Here is a 15,500-nt window from a genome sequence, read left to right on the forward strand (position 1 = left end):
TATGATTAAAATGATACTTGAACACCGAGCAAATAAGATTTTGCCCTAGGGTAGGGATCTCTGTCAATCCCAAAATTGGTGACATTATTAACACCAGTGGTATTCAGCTCTGGGTCATATCCTGAGTAATCTGTCCAGGTGACCAAGTTGGTGAGACTGGTATACAGTCGGAGTCTTGACAACCAATCTATTTGGGAAACTTCGAAGCTGTATCCCAACTGGATGTTCTTTAGCCGAACGAACGACCCATCCTCAATATACCTACTGCTCTGCAATATCCTTCCACTTTGGGACGGCCTGATATATTCATTGCTGGGGTTTTCAGGTGACCAATGGTTGACCACCGCTGCCAGTTGATTGGTTCCAAAAGTAGCTGACTCCAATCGCATTCTTCTGTTATAGAAGACGTCGTTGCCTATATTGCCTTGAAGAAAGACGGACAAGTCGAATCCCTTGTAGCGAAAGTTATTGGTGAACCCAAAAATATAGTCAGGATTGGGATCTCCAATGATCTTACGGTCAGCTGCACTAAAAGCCCCATCTCCATTAATATCGGCGTATTTTGCATCACCGGGCTGTGCTGAAGGCATGTGACTGTTGGCAATATCGTCGGTAGTCTGCCATACACCATCCCAAACATATCCATAAAAAGTCCCAACCGGATAGCCTACTTTCAGTAGACTGGCATTGGCAAAAGCCCCAACACCACCATCACCAGTAGGAATCACCTCATCTACTTCTCCGGTAATTTTAAGGATCTTGTTTCGATTGCGGGAATAGTTTGCCGATACCTCCCAAGTCAACGCCCTGTCTATGACCACGGCGTTCAGTCCCAGCTCAAATCCTTTGTTCTCGATTTCGCCAAAATTCCCAAATACCGTATTGAAGCCGGAAGAAGCTGGAATCCTACGGGAAATCAACAAATCCTCAGTCCTCTTATGGTAATAATCAAATGTTAACATCAACCGGTTGTTCCAAAAACCTACATCCATGCCGACATCGGCTTGGTTGGTACGTTCCCACTTGATATCTGGATTGGCCACTCCAGTGGGGCTTATTCCGATATTCAATTCGTTTCCGAAATTATAATTGCTCCCACTGGTCAATCTCGGAAAAGACTGGTAGAGAGGAATATTGGCATTTCCGGTGACCCCATAGCTCACCCTTAATTTCAGGTCACTGATCAGCTCACTATCTATTAAGAAGGCTTCTTCTTTTGCCCTCCACGCCAAGGCTGCAGAAGGGAAAAAGCCCCATTTGTTGTTTTGCCCAAACCTACTGGATCCATCAGCCCTTCCGGTCAAGGTAAGTAAATACTTGTCCAATAGGATATAGTTTACCCTACCTGTCCAGGAGTCTAATCTCCAGCTGGATTTATTGGATGAAATGTTTCGGTTGGATACCAATCCCAAGTTGTTGTTCACCAAAAGGTCGGTGGACAGTTCGCTACCTCCTGCGAGGGAGTTGGTGCCTGTATACCGCTGTGTGGAGAACACCCCAGTGATATTGAAGTCATGTGCCTCACCGATTTTTTTGGAATAATTCAGGACACTTTCGTGGATCAGGGAGTTTTGATCCAAGTTCCCTATTCCTGCCACTCCACTGTTGATCCTCCCTAGGGGCACGTCTGTGCCTGTATAGCTATCCTTACGGTCGTGAAAAACATCCACCCCAATATTACCTCGGTAAGTCAGGCCTTCTGCTATTTCCACATTGACATAAAAATTGCTGAGCAGCCTGGTATTGGTACTTCTATTGAGCACTTGCGTAAGTGCCAATGGGTTGGCTGACAATTCAAAGTTGGCATTGATATCACCAAAGTAGGTATAATCTCCCTGATCCGTATAAGGAGCAAAAATCGGTGGAGCAAAGAGGGCAGCAGTAACGGTCCCCGTATTTTCACTTTCGTAAGTAGTCCCTGTGATGGCACCATTGCTCACGACGTAATTGTAATTAAGGTTTATGCCGATCTTCACCCGATCGTGCAATTCATTTTCCAGATTGAGCCGTGCGGAAATACGCTCAAAATCGGAATTTTTTATAATCCCCTGCTGATCAAAATAATTAAAACTGAGATTATAAACTGTTTTTTCGCTCCCTCCAGCGAAAGACAGCTGATGGTTTTGGATGGGTGCATTCCTGAAAATCACATCCTGCCAATCTGTGTCGTGATAGGTAATACCATCTAAGGCCCCTGGATTGATTTCATTGTTGAGTGCGAGAAACTCCTCTGCATTCATCATATCCAGTTTTTTGGTCACCTCTTGGACACCGTAGTAAGCATTGTAATTGATCTTTGTCTTTCCCTTTTCTCCTTTTTTGGTAGTGATGAGGATCACGCCGTTCGCACCTCTGGCACCGTAAATGGAAGTGGCCGATGCATCTTTCAGCACTTCGATAGAGGCGATGTCATTGGGATTGATCGTTGACAAGGGATTTAACTGGCCGCCGGCAGAATTCTGGGCTGTGGTCGACCCGGGAGCCGATCCACCCGCCACGATAGGAAAGCCATCAATCACGTACAAGGGTTCGTTCGAAGTGCTCAAGGAATTACCTCCTCGAATCTTTACACTGGTAGCCCCTCCCGGAGCACCCGAGTTTTGGGTGATTTCCACTCCTGCTACACGCCCTTGTAGCCCCTGGTCCAAGGATGAAATAGGGGTTTTGTTCAATTCATCTGAAGAAACCGAAGCCACGGATCCAGTTAGGTCGGATTTTTTTACCGAACCATAGCCTACTACCACTACTTCCTCCAAGGACTCGGTATCGGAAGTTAGGGTCACATTAAAATTGCTTTTTCCATTAAGAGGGATCTCTTTGGACTCGAATCCCACAAATGACACGACAATGACCTGTTGGTCATCTTGGACAGTCAAGGAAAAGTTTCCATCCAAATCTGTTACCGTGCCGTTTGAGGTGTTTTTTTCCACTACAGTGGCGCCAGGAAGAGGAAGCCCTTCTTCATCCACTACTGTTCCGGTGACTTCAAAAGAAGTGGTCTTGACGGCTCCATGCCCATTAGCTTTCGATTCGAAGGGAGCGGTATTGGTTTTGCTCAGGGCATAACCGTCCTGGTAGGTTAAGCCTAAGGCTAAACCTATTAAAATTACATTAATTAATTTCATTATTTCGGGTTTTTTTAAGGTTGTTTAATCATAAAAACATCAATAGTTACAAACGTCCATTAGGTAATACATATACCAAAAACAGCTAGAGGTACCTTATCGGAAGGATGCTCAAACTGAAGTTTAAGCATACCAGTGACCACTGGTTGGTCAAAGTCGACAGTTATGACCGCTTGATGGTTTTCGGAGATCGTGGCCAGGTGATTTTCATCATCATCCATCACTATCATATTCCTGGCAACAAATGGCATGACATGTTCATGGTGTTCCATTTGTACCGTTTCCATAGGATGATCGTAATCCGGATCAAGAAATATTTTGAGGCGACTTATCGAAACGGGATGAGACCATTGGAAATCAAGGGAAGGCTGGGTATCTGATGGGCTAGCCATCCAAGCGTTAGGCTGCGCTACAGGCCGGTACAATGGGCTAAGAATGTTATTGACTTCATAGGTATATACTGGTTCTGCAAATTCAATGGCCATATTTCCTCCCTTGGGCCGACGCTTTGGGCACCAAAACTCAAACTCATCCACTCCCGATCCTTCAGGCGGTTCTTGCTTGCCAAAATTGGAAACCGCCTTATTCACCTGATTATACACTGAGACCATGCCCGATAGCAATTGGTCAGAAAGTAGAATATCCACGTCGTCGTTTTTCAAGACCGTAATAAATGCATATTGGTCTTGGAATCCTCCCAAGTCTCCCACCTCCACTGCCAGCTTTTGTTCTCCAACCTCCAATGAATAATCGGTTGACCACACCGTGATATCCGGCGTGTGGTTATATGGTTTGCTACTTTTCCTTACTTGTACCGTAAGTGCTGTCGCCTTTCTGACACGTAAGGACAGGGAAAATCCGGGTATTTTTTTTCGTACTGGAACCATTTGAGCCATCGAAAAGGAAAGGTTCTCCCATGAGAATCCAGCTGACAGGGCTCCTAAACTGTATTCACTTGACGGATGGATGACGGCATCATCGGCCAAGTTATTTAAAGTGAATTGAAGCTGTGGGATATAATGTCCCGTAGCCACCAGGTCCTGCTGGAGCTTTTTCAGCTTACTCTTCTCAAGTAGCTCACGAGGGGAGACATCGTATTTTATAACATGCGCTGCAGCCATCCCGACAGCCTGTCCTCCATGGGCACACGTCGCCATTACCCTCGTGGAACCAAAGGCCACGTGGGAGGCACTTATGATCCTTCCAGCCAGCAGCAGGTTATCAATGGACTTCGGGACATAGCACCTGTAAGGTATGGCGTAAACGCCCTTGGTATGCCACTGGGTGCAGCTGGGCTTATCACTGTACACCCCGTCAGCAGGGTGAAGGTCCATTGCCCATCCCCCAAAAGAAATCGCATCATCGTGGGCTTGCTGATGGACAAGGTCTTCCTGCTTTAGCATATACTCCCCTTCAAATCTTCTGCTCTCACGTTTGCCGGGGATCAGGCCCACCCATTCCAAGGTATAGTGATCGGCTTCTGTAAAATTCCCTGAGTTCTTTATATAATTCCATATTCCGTAAGCTACTTTCCACAGCTCATGTTTGATTTCTTCAGTATCGTGGATGGTATCTTTCCTACCACCATACTCAAACCACCACAGCTTACACCCATGGTCGCCCACTTCCACATTTTTGACTCCTGGAATCTGGGAAGTGTCCTTTATCGCATAATCGGGTGCCACATACTTGACTGGCTTTTCTGTTTTCTTGGAATAAAAAAACAAGGTATGCCCAAGCAGTTCACCATAATCTTCCACATCAGGAGCCAATCCTTCTCCTAGCTCCTCGGGGCTTTCGGCTCCTATTCGGTAAGGCACCCCGGCCATATAGGACACAATGCCATCACCCGATGCATCAATGAACTGCCGGGCAGCAAAATGATAGAGTGTAGAATTCTGGGAATTAAATGCGATGACTTTTTCGATGGTGCGGTCGTCAGCTTTGGCAATATGGAAAACTGATGTATTGAGGTAAAGACTAATATTGGGCTCCGCCATTACCTTGTCAAGCACCACCGTATCAAAAAGCACCGGATTGCCCTCTTTGTTTCGAAAGGTATTCTCCACCATGATTTCATCCACTATCCCCCCTTCTCTCGCCCATCGGTTGTTATTTCCCATGTGGGAGGTGGCTCCCAAGGCCCATAATCTCACTTCGCTGGAAGCGTTGCCTCCTAATACAGGCCGATCTTGGATCAAGGTCACTTTGCACCCCTGCCGTGCTGCGGTAATCGCCGCACAAACACCGGAAAGTCCTCCTCCCACGATTACGATATCCGAATATGCTGTGGATTCTTTAAGATTACGAAAACTCTTAAACGCTTCTTTGATCATGCTAATTTTTTGATTTCTTTTTTCCAAAATATAATCCAGCACTTGCCATAAGTACCATGATAATACCGGCAGCTACCAGCATCTCATTTCCTTTACTGGCGATTATACCAAGTCCTGTCATTATCAATCCAATCATGCCTGTGGCAATTGAGATGACTTTTATCCCGAAAGCGGTATCATCACCCGACCGCTCTACTTCTTCCACTTCCTGGTCGGAGCCAATGGTTACCGGGGCTTTCTCCCCTGATAAAACAGGCCTATTCTTGATTTCAAATAGGATCAACATACATACAGGCACTGCAACACCCAAGGTCATTTCCATACTTCTGGAAACTTCATAATCCAGCACGGAAGGCAAAATGAGTATTATCAATGCCAATCCGACGATACTCAGAATTGAGGTGATAATTACCGACCTGCTGTCCTGTCTCCTCGAATACAGACTCCAAAGTATCGGCGCAAACAACGGCGCTCCAGTCACTGCGGCTACTTTCAGCACTACATTGACGATTCCTCCCAAATAGGGAACCAGCATGGCTACGCCCATCACGCCAAGACCAAAAACTACGGTCACCCATCTGGCGACTTTAATCAATTGTTTTTCTGACGCTTGGGGATGGATAGACTTGTAAAGGTCATTAGTGGTGACAGCCGCCATCATATTGAGGGTTGTATTTACCGAGCTGGCCGTAGCAAAGACCATAGCTGCTATCATCAGGCCCAACATACCAATTGGCAAGGCCTTGGCACACATCATGAGGTAGGCTCCTTCCATCTGCTGGGTGGTCACCAGTCCGGGGTCGTACACCTTATAAATCATAGGTGGCAACATCCATATCAACGGAAAAACCAAGTAAAAGCCAGCGAATAACAGGGCTACTTTTTTTGCCTCTTTTGGAGATTTTACACTTGTATAGCGTTGTACATACGCCCAATTTCCTCCGATAAAAACAAAATTGTAAAGCATGAAAGCCACCAAGAACATGGGGCTAAATTCACTGTTGATAAGACCAAAAAAACCTTCTGGGGACTGGGCAATAAAACCATCCATCCCCCCCACTTCATCCAATGCCAATGGGATAACAATAAAAACTGCCGCTGTCAGTACCACAAACTGCAATACATCCGTGGCCAATACTGCCCAAAACCCACCCACAGCGGTATAAAGAACAATGGTAATTCCTAAAATCAGGATGATAAGGGTAATAGGCACCTGTGCCGAAACCGATACGATCTTTGCCACTGGATACAGGAAAGATCCGGCCGTAAAAAATGACACTGCAATAAACAAATAAGAATATATTTTCTGGGTTTTTACGCCAAACCTATGGGTAACATATTCAGCAGCGGTCAAGACGTTAGCCTCTTTCCATTTGCGGGCTACCGTAAAATAAATGATCAGCCCTGCGATGGCCATCATACTCTGTATAGTAACTGCCACCATTCCTTGGTCATAGGCGATAGAACCCCAGACCACAAATGTCCCGGCAGAGAAAAAACTCATAAACAAGCTAAGCCCACTAATCCACCAAGGCACATTGCCTCCTCCGGCAAAAAAATTGGCCATCGAACGTCCTGTCCTGGCAAAAGCCAATCCAGCAGATAGGACAATTAGTGTAAACACTCCGATTAAAATGTAATCTTGCTCTTGCATTGGGGTTATTTTGGTATTGCGATGATAAAAGTGAGCATAAGTCTCTTAAAAAAAAATGAAGAGGAGCCAATCCCGTTTACGAAAAGGTTTTCGTGAATGATTTTTTTAACGAAAACCTTTTCGTAAATTCCCCCTTAACCTCCATGGAAAGTTTAAACCCGGTTTATCAATGTCGTTTAGTTAAGAAGATTTTCCAATACAGATCGTCCATTGAGAGAATTATGGTTTTAATCCATGGACTTTAAAAACATGTACAAAATGGATCCGCCTTGCAGGTATTGGACGTTAAGAAATTAAAAAGCGGGCGGGCAAGAAGGCAGGCTTGTTTGACGAAATACTAGCCAAAAAGAATATTTCCCCTATGAAAGAGTATATAACCATAAAAGACTTGGCAGAAACCCTTCATCTCTCCGTAGGAACGGTCTCCAAGGCTTTCAACCCGAAGTACAAGGACATCAGTGATCGTACCCGGCAAAAAATCCTAAAAGCTGCTCGCCAAATGGGCTATGTACCTAATCCCTTTGCCCAAAAACTACTAAAGAAGCAAACCTTAAACATTGGGATAATCGTCCCGGAATTTAGCCACAGCTACTTTTCAGAGGTCATCTTCAGTGCCCAAGAAAAGCTATTGGAGAGCGACTACCAGACCTTTATCATGTCTTCCCACGAAAATTCAGAATTGGAACGAAAAAATATAGAAACTTTGGTAAACCATATGGTGGATGGCCTTATCATTTCGCTTTGCAACGGCAGCCTTAATCATGAATACATTAACGACGTCATCAAATCGGGTATTCCCATTGTCCAATTTAATCGGGTATCCAAGAAAGTAAACTCTCCAAAAGTAGAGTTTAACGATTACAAATGGGCTGTATTCGGCACTGAGCACCTTATTTCACAAGGCTGCCAAAACCTCATCCACTTAGCCCTTCCAAGGCACCTCCCTCTTGGGCAACAGCGCATATTGGGATTTAAAAAGGCCTTGGAAAAACACCGGGTTACTTATCAAGACCATCAGGTCATTGAAGCAGGAATAACTGTACAGGATGGTGAGGTGGCCATGTCCAGGTATTTGGAAAAATATGGCCCCCCGGATGGCATATTGGCTGCAGGAGACCCCTTGGCTATCGGGGCCATGAAAATCCTGAAGCGTAAAGGGATCGCTATACCAGAAAAAGTCAAAGTTATGGGCTTTACAGAATCAGCTATGGCCTTGGTTGTCGAGCCGGAGCTGTCCAGTATATCACAGCCTACGGACCAAATTGGCCATTTGATCTCCAAGTTTTTATTGGATCAAATCGCCGGTATCGATAAGTCCAATGAACATTACCTCTTTGATGGAAAACTGAACATTAGGGAATCTACTTCCTGCACTGGCCAGTAAAAATGCGGGCCTTCAATCGTTTTACGGCGACGGCATCCCAATAGTTATTTTTCAATTTCCTGGTTTCTTTCCATATGAATATACCCCCATTTCCTAATGGCCTTCACCAAAGGAAAAAGGGTATCACCATATGCTGTTAAGGAGTACTCAACTTTGGGAGGCACTTCTGGAAAAACCTTGCGTGCTATTATCCCATCCTCTTCGAGCTCATCCAGTTGCTTTGCGATCATTCGCTCACTAATGGTAGGCAAAGTCCGGTTCATTTCGCTGAACCGGTTTATCCCTTTCTTGATCAGCATGATCAAAGTGGTTTTGCATTTTCCTTTGATCACTTGCAAAAAAGCGTCCGATGGGCAATTGACTTCAATTTCTTTTAAATTATCCATAATTTTATTTCCCTAATAACCAGTAAACATGTAGTCAAGTTCAGTAACTGAACAAAATGTAAGTCATTGATTATTTGATTTATCCAATATACCTTTAAAAGAAAAACTATGAAAGAATCGTTCAACGCATTTCTGGTTTCCGAAAAAGAAGAAGGTATCCATCAGGAGATTGCCCAGTTACCGTTTTCTGCATTGCCTTCCAAAGGGGTATTGATCAAAGTCAGTTATTCATCAGTCAATTTCAAGGACGCCCTATCTGCCACTGGTAACAAGGGGGTTACTAAAAAATTCCCCCATGTGCCAGGTATTGATGCTGTTGGAGAAGTGGTAGATCCTGACGATTCCCCATACCATAAAGGAGACAAAGTCCTGGTAACAGGCTATGACCTAGGCATGAATACCTGGGGCGGCTATGGAGAATACATCAAAGTCCCCGAGTCATGGATCCTGCCCTTACCCAAGGATTTATCAGAAAAAGAATCCATGTGTTACGGGACAGCAGGATTGACAGCAGGGTTATCAGTTTCAAAAATCCTTAAAGCCGGGATTGTTCCTAGCAATGGGCCAGTAATTGTAAGCGGTGCCAGTGGGGGTGTCGGCAGCATTTCTACAGCAATTCTGAGCAAATTGGGTTATGAAGTTCACGTAATCACTTCAAAAAACAGCCCTGATTATTTCCAGGATACGCTTGGAGCATCAGAAATCACCAGTCGGGAAGAGTTTATCGCTTCACACAATAAAAAACCAATGTCCCGTCCTACCTATGCTGCTGGAATCGATTGTACAGGAGGAGAAATCCTCTCCGGAATAGTCAAGTCCGTCAAATACAATGGAGTCGTCACTTGCTGTGGTATGGTGGCTTCCCCTGAGATTCACACCAGTATCTTTCCATTTATTCTAAGAGGAATCAGTTTGATCGGAATTGATTCTGTGGAAATCCCCTTGACTTCAAAGAAAGAAATCTGGCAAAAGTTGGCCAAAGAATGGAAGCCATCACAATTGACAAAATTGGCCAAGGAAATCTCTCTGGATCAACTTTCCGATGAAATCAGTACAATCCTCAAAGGGAAGGCCAAAGGACGGGCTATCTTAACCCATTAAGGCCTCAATTATGCGTCGGGATAGGCTTCTGCGATTCTTAATGCACAAACCGGTGCAAAGGTCATTGTTTGGACTTTAGTTGGTGATGTTGATTTTCGATTCGCTGCCGTTGCTCTTTACTGAGTGACTGCTGGTAATGAAACTCAGGACTTAAGTTCATGTAATGTCCCTTCATCTCCTGGTCATCGACATCCTGACTCAAATCACAATCAAAGCGTGTCAATACCGTGTGGTTATGCTCCCAGTCTCCACCAGCATTGATAAAATGGGAAAGCCCCCAAGTAATCCCTGTCCCGTCCTTGGTATCCGTAAAAGCATCAGGGACATAAGGTCCAGCAGCCACAGGTAATAATTCCGTGATCGCCGCTATCTCGAAATTCACCCAATCTTTTGCATATTGAATGGTATTATGCTCCTGTCCATCGCGCTGCACAATGGCCGCCACACCTTCCTTAAAGGGAAACAACGTGGTTTCGTGACCAGAATTGATCACTGGATTAAGTGAATGCTTCTTGAATGGCCCCAAAGGGTCGTCTGCTATGGCCAATCCTTGCATCCGCACCTTCGAAGGATTTAGCTCAGGGCGTTTGTCAAAATCCCCTTTGTAGTACAAGTAGATTTTGCCATTATGCACCAATGGATAAGGGTCATGAATGGAGTATTGGTCCCATGATCCTTCTGGACCATTGGGAATGACCACTTTATTGGTGTGGGTCCAAGGGCCATCAGGGGAATCCGCATAGGCCACTGACACTGGACAAAAATCTCCACGAAGACCACTGGCTTCCATAAAGGCCTGAAAGTACAGGTAATATTTCCCCTTCCATTTCAGAATATCCGTAGTGGTTACGGATCGCCATCCAGGCTGGGGCTTTGGAGGACGGGGTACGGCCACCCCTTGCTCTTCCCAAGTAAAACCGTCTTCGGAAGTCGCATACCATATCTCGGACAAATCCCAATCGGCAGAAGGGATGGTGTCGTTTGCCTCTTTTGCTCGTGCCATTCCAACGGCCTTCACAGGAGTATTCCTATAGGTGTACCACACGTAGTATTTTCCGTTTTCAAAGATCACCTTGGAAGGATCCCTTCGGGTGACGGTTCCATCACCACCGTGGTAGTCAAACCCCTTTAATTCAGTGTATTTAAACTGGGAATACAATTCGCTTTGCTCTGGTCGGATATTTTCATAGGCATCATAATTCCTTTCAACCGCTGCACTTAAGGGCCTGTTTGGTTTATCTGAGGGAATTAAAAAGGGGAAATCTTTATTTCCATCGCTTACCTGTTCCTGCTGGGAAGATTGGCACGCACCTAAACATAATGCGATTCCAACTATATAAATTATTTTCATGATATTATAGCTGTTTGCTTATGCAATTAAAATTTAAATGTGAGTTTAGTAACTATTGGCTCATCATCATTACCAAAATAATTTTCTGATTTCCCGTGCGGCCCCATGGTGTCCGAATGTTGGAATTTGGTTCCTATGGCGGGGATGTTTTTGAGAAATGAAATATCCCCTTCCGGAAACTTCACGGTAACCCTACCATGCTGGTCTTCACTGGGAGCTTCTGGGGTCAACATCCTCATAAAAAGGTGAGGAGAATGGCTATAAACAGTAAAACCATTATTGTCTCTACCAACCACCTCTAACCAATACAGACTGGAATAAAAACCTTTGAACTCGGGGTAATCATACGCTGTCTCTCCGGTAACGGTATTGTTATAGTCATTTTCCCAAACCTGAAACCTAGTGCCCTTCATCCGATTTCGCCATACTCGATAAGGCCCATCGCCCAACCACTTCATGCCTTCAACGTCTTTTTCGGGAAAGGAAAAAGTAAAGCCCTTAAAGCCCTTCACCCTTTTTTCACCCTTCATTTCTACCCACAAATCGAGTAAGCCGTTTGGATACACGGTCCATTTGACTATGTCCGAACTTAACTCCACATGGGTGGTCCATTCCGGGGTTTTGTCCCGCTCCTCGAAACGAACCGTAATCTCCACCTTATCTTCTGTGGCCTCTACCATTAGGGTATCCACTTTGTCATCATGATCAAATAGTATAGGGCCATTTTTTAATGGAATTAGCTTACCTTCTTTCATCACTTCTACCAAGAGCCCGTTTTCTTTGGAAAAGCTGTAATCCATTTCATTGGTACTGACCTTTATAAGCTTCCCCGATGTAGTGGAAGTCAACTTCCCTTCTGCCCCATAGTCCAGCCGGTGTTGGTGGTATTCGGCGGGAGACTGTACAGGATAGGACCAAGTGTAAATTTCTTTTCCCTCTGGGTCAATAGCTGTTAAATGTAACGCATCGGCCTGTTGCCATCCATCAGGCCTGTCAACGGATAACTTTCCTTTTTCACCTGGAGCCATATCAGGAAATGTAATGGATTCCTCAAACAACACCTTACTTGGTTCGCTTGAACCTACCATTCCAAATCGCATCCATTTGGCCTCCAATGTACATTCTGCCAGGTTGGTAAAATGGTGCCTGTTTTCCACACGAAAAACACCATTGAACCCCTCTCGGATAGTTCGTTCTTCAATATAAATGGGTGACCATATTTCTTTTATGGTATAATAGCTGGCTTCTTTTTCCCCATAAGGTCCTACGATACCGTCGGCGGCATGATTTCCATCTGTGTCCAGTTTGCCATTTTTATCAGTCCTGACCACTGCCTCATCGGCAAAATCCCATAAAAAACCTCCAGCGGACTGCGGCATGTCCCACATCAGCTCCCAGTAATCTTCCAATCCTGCCCCATGACCTCCATCATATAATCCATGCAAAAACTCCGTGGGAAACAATATCTTTTCTTTGGCATACCCGTCATTGGCAAGGGCATGGTATTGGAAGTAATGTAGGGTATTGGTTTTATTGAAAATATTCCAAGGATGGATGACTTCCCTCTTTTGGATATCCCAAATGGCATAGTCTTCATCCAGCTCTGTATTCCACCCGGTTTCGTTGCCATTGGCCCATAACAATATGGAGGGGTGGTTCACATCCCTGACCACGGTCTCCTTTACGATCTTCTCCCCTACTTCCGTATCCAAGTGGGGACTATGCCAGGTACATACCTCATCGATCACAAATAAGCCCAATGAATCACAAACATCTAAAAAATGTACGTCAGGAGGATAATGGGACATCCTGACCGCATTCATGTTCATGTCTTTCATCATCTGCACATGCTCAATGCTTAGTTCCTTGGACGTGGTACGGCCAGATGTGGGATAAAATGAATGGCGATTTACGCCTTTAAATTTAATTCGTTGCCCATTGACGTATATCCCGTCGCCTTCCAGCACTTCTACTGTACGGAATCCGATCCGCTCCTTGATTTCATGTAGGACATTTCCATTTTGATCTTCAATAGCCAAAGCCAACCAGTATAGATTGGGTTGCTCAGGATTCCAGGTTTCTATGTCCTCGGCTTGGGCATGGACCGACCATATTCCGGAAGATTTCTTTAGCTCTATATCGCCCAGCTTCTGCACCAAGTCACCATTCATACTATACAAGTGCGCATTCACATCAGACGCATTTGGAGCATTCAGGTACAAATCGGCCCTAATCTCACCATTGGCCCCAGCATCGATGGCCACACGGTCAATGTGTTCTCTTGGAAGTGCCTCTAGGTAAACCGGACGAAAGATCCCTCCAAAAACCCAAAAATCAGCCTTGCGCTCTGCATAGTTAATGCTCTCATTGGAAGACACTTTATCCACCCTTACTTCCAAAAGGTTCTCTTGGCCATCAGGCTTCAGCAAATCCGTGATCGCGTAGTTGAACTCATAGAATGCCCCTTGATGTACCTCTCCAGCCAGCTCCCCATTGATCCTTACCTCGGCATCGGTCATGACTCCCTCAAAGACGATTTTCACCTCCTTCTCTTTCCAGTCCTTGGGCACAGAAAAGGTATGCTTGTAAAGGCCATACTCCTTGGCCCGTTCGTCCATAGGGTCTTGTCCATAGTTATATGCGCCAAAACCTTGTTGTTCCCAACACGACGGAACCCCTATCGTCGTCCACTTACCGCTATTTCTTCCTTCCGAACAAAAAAAGTCCCACTCCACCAAATCGTCTTTTCCTGTCCCCGACAGATACTGCTTTTCGGTAATTGCCCCACTACTGTCCTGCCCATATCCTTCATAGCCTATGGTCACCAGTAAACCGATCAAAATTAATTTTAAACCTATTTTATACATAACCTTTATTTGTTGACAGCCTTAATTCTTTTATGAAAATTAGTGCATACAGCGATAAAAAATTAACTTTAACGGTGCTTTAACGGTACCTATAACGGTTAATACCCGCCGCTAATCAACTGATAAATGCTTTAAACCCATGAACCTTTCAAATGAGGCTAAACTTGAGATAGCCGAAAAGATCCTTAGGAGCGAAACGTTCAAAAATGCTCCAACAAGTACCGCACTTTTGCGTTACCTTGTTCAGGCTGAACTAAAAGACCAAGTACTAAAGGAAAGTATCATTGACGTAGAATTTTTTGGAGGAGACCCCGGAAGCGAAAAAAACAACCCTCGTGTCAGGGTAAACATCTTCAATTTAAGAAAAAAACTGGCTGACTATTACAAAATCGAAGGCGCTGGTGATCAATTCATCATCTTACTGGAGAAAGGCCAATATCAACTAAAATACCAATCGGGGGCAAAGGCAAATAATGCTAAAAAAAGCTGGAAGCCATCATTGCACCAAGGTATATTGCTGCTTTTGTCCTTAACTATTTGTGGCTTGCTTTTTTTCTATTTGTCCAATACCAAACCAAAAGTATGGGAAGGCTTTATTAACAATGGCCATGCTACCAATTTATATATCGGTGATGCCTTTGGCTACAGCGGGAAGACCATTTCCGGCCTTAACGGTTGGACGAGGGATTTCGACATTAACAGCTTGGATGATTACTATAAAATGCTGGAAGACAAGCCACAGTTAAAGCAATTGACCTCTCCTACAGACTACAATTACTCCACGCGAATGGCCGAAAATGCCACGCATGATTTGGCCAGGTTCTTTACTTTATTGGATACTGATTTTGTCATAAAATACGCCACCCATGCTTCATTTGTGGATATAAAAAAAGAAAACACCATATACATTGGTAGGTTAAAAGATCAAAAAAACTTTCTCTACCTATTCAATGAAGGCAATCGGGACTTCCAGATATTAGACAACCAAGTTCATTTCTCAGGAAACGGCAACTTTTCGGACACTACCTTCATGACCAATATCGGCTATAAGGAAAATGACCTGGCACTGGTCTCCCGAATGCCCGGCCCAAATGACACTGAACAGTTCTTCTTTTTCTCCAATCACGATATTGGTGTAATGGCCACCGTTGAATATTTCACCAACCTTGACTCCTTGGAGTCCTTTACCCAAAAACACCTAATGGACAATACGTATTTTACCGCAATATTCAAGGCCAAAGGCAAAGAAAGGACTAACTTAAGCTTAGAGGAAATTTTGGTAGTTCCATTTTAGGC

9 protein-coding genes are annotated in these 15,500 nt (G+C 44.6%); 3 read left to right on the forward strand and 6 right to left on the reverse strand.

Annotated elements, in window-relative coordinates:
• Window positions 1-5: 5 nt before the first annotated feature.
• From DN752_RS05425 to DN752_RS05435, 3 genes are read right to left on the reverse strand one after another with little or no spacing between them, the layout of a single operon-like run.
• Window positions 6-3,125 carry a SusC/RagA family TonB-linked outer membrane protein gene (locus DN752_RS05425; protein ID WP_112783006.1) on the reverse strand — a complete coding sequence of 1,040 codons (3,120 nt, stop codon included), beginning with the start codon at window positions 3,123-3,125 and terminating at the stop codon, window positions 6-8.
• A 59-nt stretch (window positions 3,126-3,184) separates the two neighbouring features.
• The gene (locus tag DN752_RS05430; RefSeq protein ID WP_112786433.1) at window positions 3,185-5,461 is read right to left on the reverse strand and encodes an FAD-dependent oxidoreductase; all 2,277 of its coding nucleotides are present in this window, start codon (window positions 5,459-5,461) and stop codon (window positions 3,185-3,187) included.
• Between the two features lies 1 nt (window position 5,462).
• On the reverse strand, window positions 5,463-7,115 hold the full coding sequence (locus DN752_RS05435; RefSeq protein ID WP_112783007.1) for a sodium:solute symporter family protein: 1,653 nt from the start codon (window positions 7,113-7,115) through the stop codon (window positions 5,463-5,465).
• Window positions 7,116-7,476: 361 nt separating this feature from the next.
• Between DN752_RS05435 and DN752_RS05440 the strand changes: the two genes are divergently transcribed.
• Entirely contained in the window at window positions 7,477-8,499 is a 1,023-nt protein-coding gene (locus DN752_RS05440) for a LacI family DNA-binding transcriptional regulator (RefSeq protein WP_112783008.1), read from the forward strand.
• 44 nt (window positions 8,500-8,543) lie between these two features.
• Here DN752_RS05440 and DN752_RS05445 read toward each other — a convergent pair whose 3' ends face one another.
• The gene (locus tag DN752_RS05445; RefSeq protein WP_112783009.1) at window positions 8,544-8,885 is read right to left on the reverse strand and encodes a winged helix-turn-helix transcriptional regulator; all 342 of its coding nucleotides are present in this window, start codon (window positions 8,883-8,885) and stop codon (window positions 8,544-8,546) included.
• 108 nt (window positions 8,886-8,993) lie between these two features.
• Here DN752_RS05445 and DN752_RS05450 point away from each other — a divergent pair, with 108 nt between their 5' ends.
• A complete protein-coding gene (locus tag DN752_RS05450) occupies window positions 8,994-9,986 on the forward strand; it encodes a YhdH/YhfP family quinone oxidoreductase (protein WP_112783010.1) in 993 nt (330 codons plus the stop codon).
• Window positions 9,987-10,047: 61 nt separating this feature from the next.
• Here the strand turns inward: DN752_RS05450 and DN752_RS05455 are convergent, their stop codons facing one another.
• Together DN752_RS05455 and DN752_RS05460 are read right to left on the reverse strand one after the other, a co-directional pair.
• Window positions 10,048-11,337: a glycoside hydrolase family 117 protein gene (locus DN752_RS05455; protein ID WP_112783011.1), complete on the reverse strand. Its 1,290-nt coding sequence runs from the start codon at window positions 11,335-11,337 to the stop codon at window positions 10,048-10,050.
• Window positions 11,338-11,363: 26 nt separating this feature from the next.
• Window positions 11,364-14,204, reverse strand: a complete 2,841-nt coding sequence (locus DN752_RS05460) for a glycoside hydrolase family 2 TIM barrel-domain containing protein (RefSeq protein ID WP_112783012.1) — start codon at window positions 14,202-14,204, stop codon at window positions 11,364-11,366.
• A 139-nt stretch (window positions 14,205-14,343) separates the two neighbouring features.
• Here DN752_RS05460 and DN752_RS05465 point away from each other — a divergent pair, with 139 nt between their 5' ends.
• A complete protein-coding gene (locus DN752_RS05465) occupies window positions 14,344-15,498 on the forward strand; it encodes a helix-turn-helix domain-containing protein (RefSeq protein WP_112783013.1) in 1,155 nt (384 codons plus the stop codon).
• The last annotated feature ends 2 nt before the right edge of the window (window positions 15,499-15,500 follow it).

The sequence above is a fragment of the Echinicola strongylocentroti genome (assembly GCF_003260975.1).
Taxonomy (GTDB): domain Bacteria; phylum Bacteroidota; class Bacteroidia; order Cytophagales; family Cyclobacteriaceae; genus Echinicola; species Echinicola strongylocentroti.

What these genes read in the sequence shown, in the direction of transcription:
- DN752_RS05440 (WP_112783008.1), top strand. Translation starts at nt 7,477, where the DNA reads ATGAAAGAGTATATAACCATAAAAGACTTGGCAGAAACCCTTCATCTC.
- DN752_RS05460 (WP_112783012.1), bottom strand. Translation starts at nt 14,204, where the DNA reads ATGTATAAAATAGGTTTAAAATTAATTTTGATCGGTTTACTGGTGACC.
- DN752_RS05430 (WP_112786433.1), bottom strand. Translation starts at nt 5,461, where the DNA reads ATGATCAAAGAAGCGTTTAAGAGTTTTCGTAATCTTAAAGAATCCACA.
- DN752_RS05425 (WP_112783006.1), bottom strand. Translation starts at nt 3,125, where the DNA reads ATGAAATTAATTAATGTAATTTTAATAGGTTTAGCCTTAGGCTTAACC.
- DN752_RS05435 (WP_112783007.1), bottom strand. Translation starts at nt 7,115, where the DNA reads ATGCAAGAGCAAGATTACATTTTAATCGGAGTGTTTACACTAATTGTC.
- DN752_RS05465 (WP_112783013.1), top strand. Translation starts at nt 14,344, where the DNA reads ATGAACCTTTCAAATGAGGCTAAACTTGAGATAGCCGAAAAGATCCTT.
- DN752_RS05455 (WP_112783011.1), bottom strand. Translation starts at nt 11,337, where the DNA reads ATGAAAATAATTTATATAGTTGGAATCGCATTATGTTTAGGTGCGTGC.
- DN752_RS05450 (WP_112783010.1), top strand. Translation starts at nt 8,994, where the DNA reads ATGAAAGAATCGTTCAACGCATTTCTGGTTTCCGAAAAAGAAGAAGGT.
- DN752_RS05445 (WP_112783009.1), bottom strand. Translation starts at nt 8,885, where the DNA reads ATGGATAATTTAAAAGAAATTGAAGTCAATTGCCCATCGGACGCTTTT.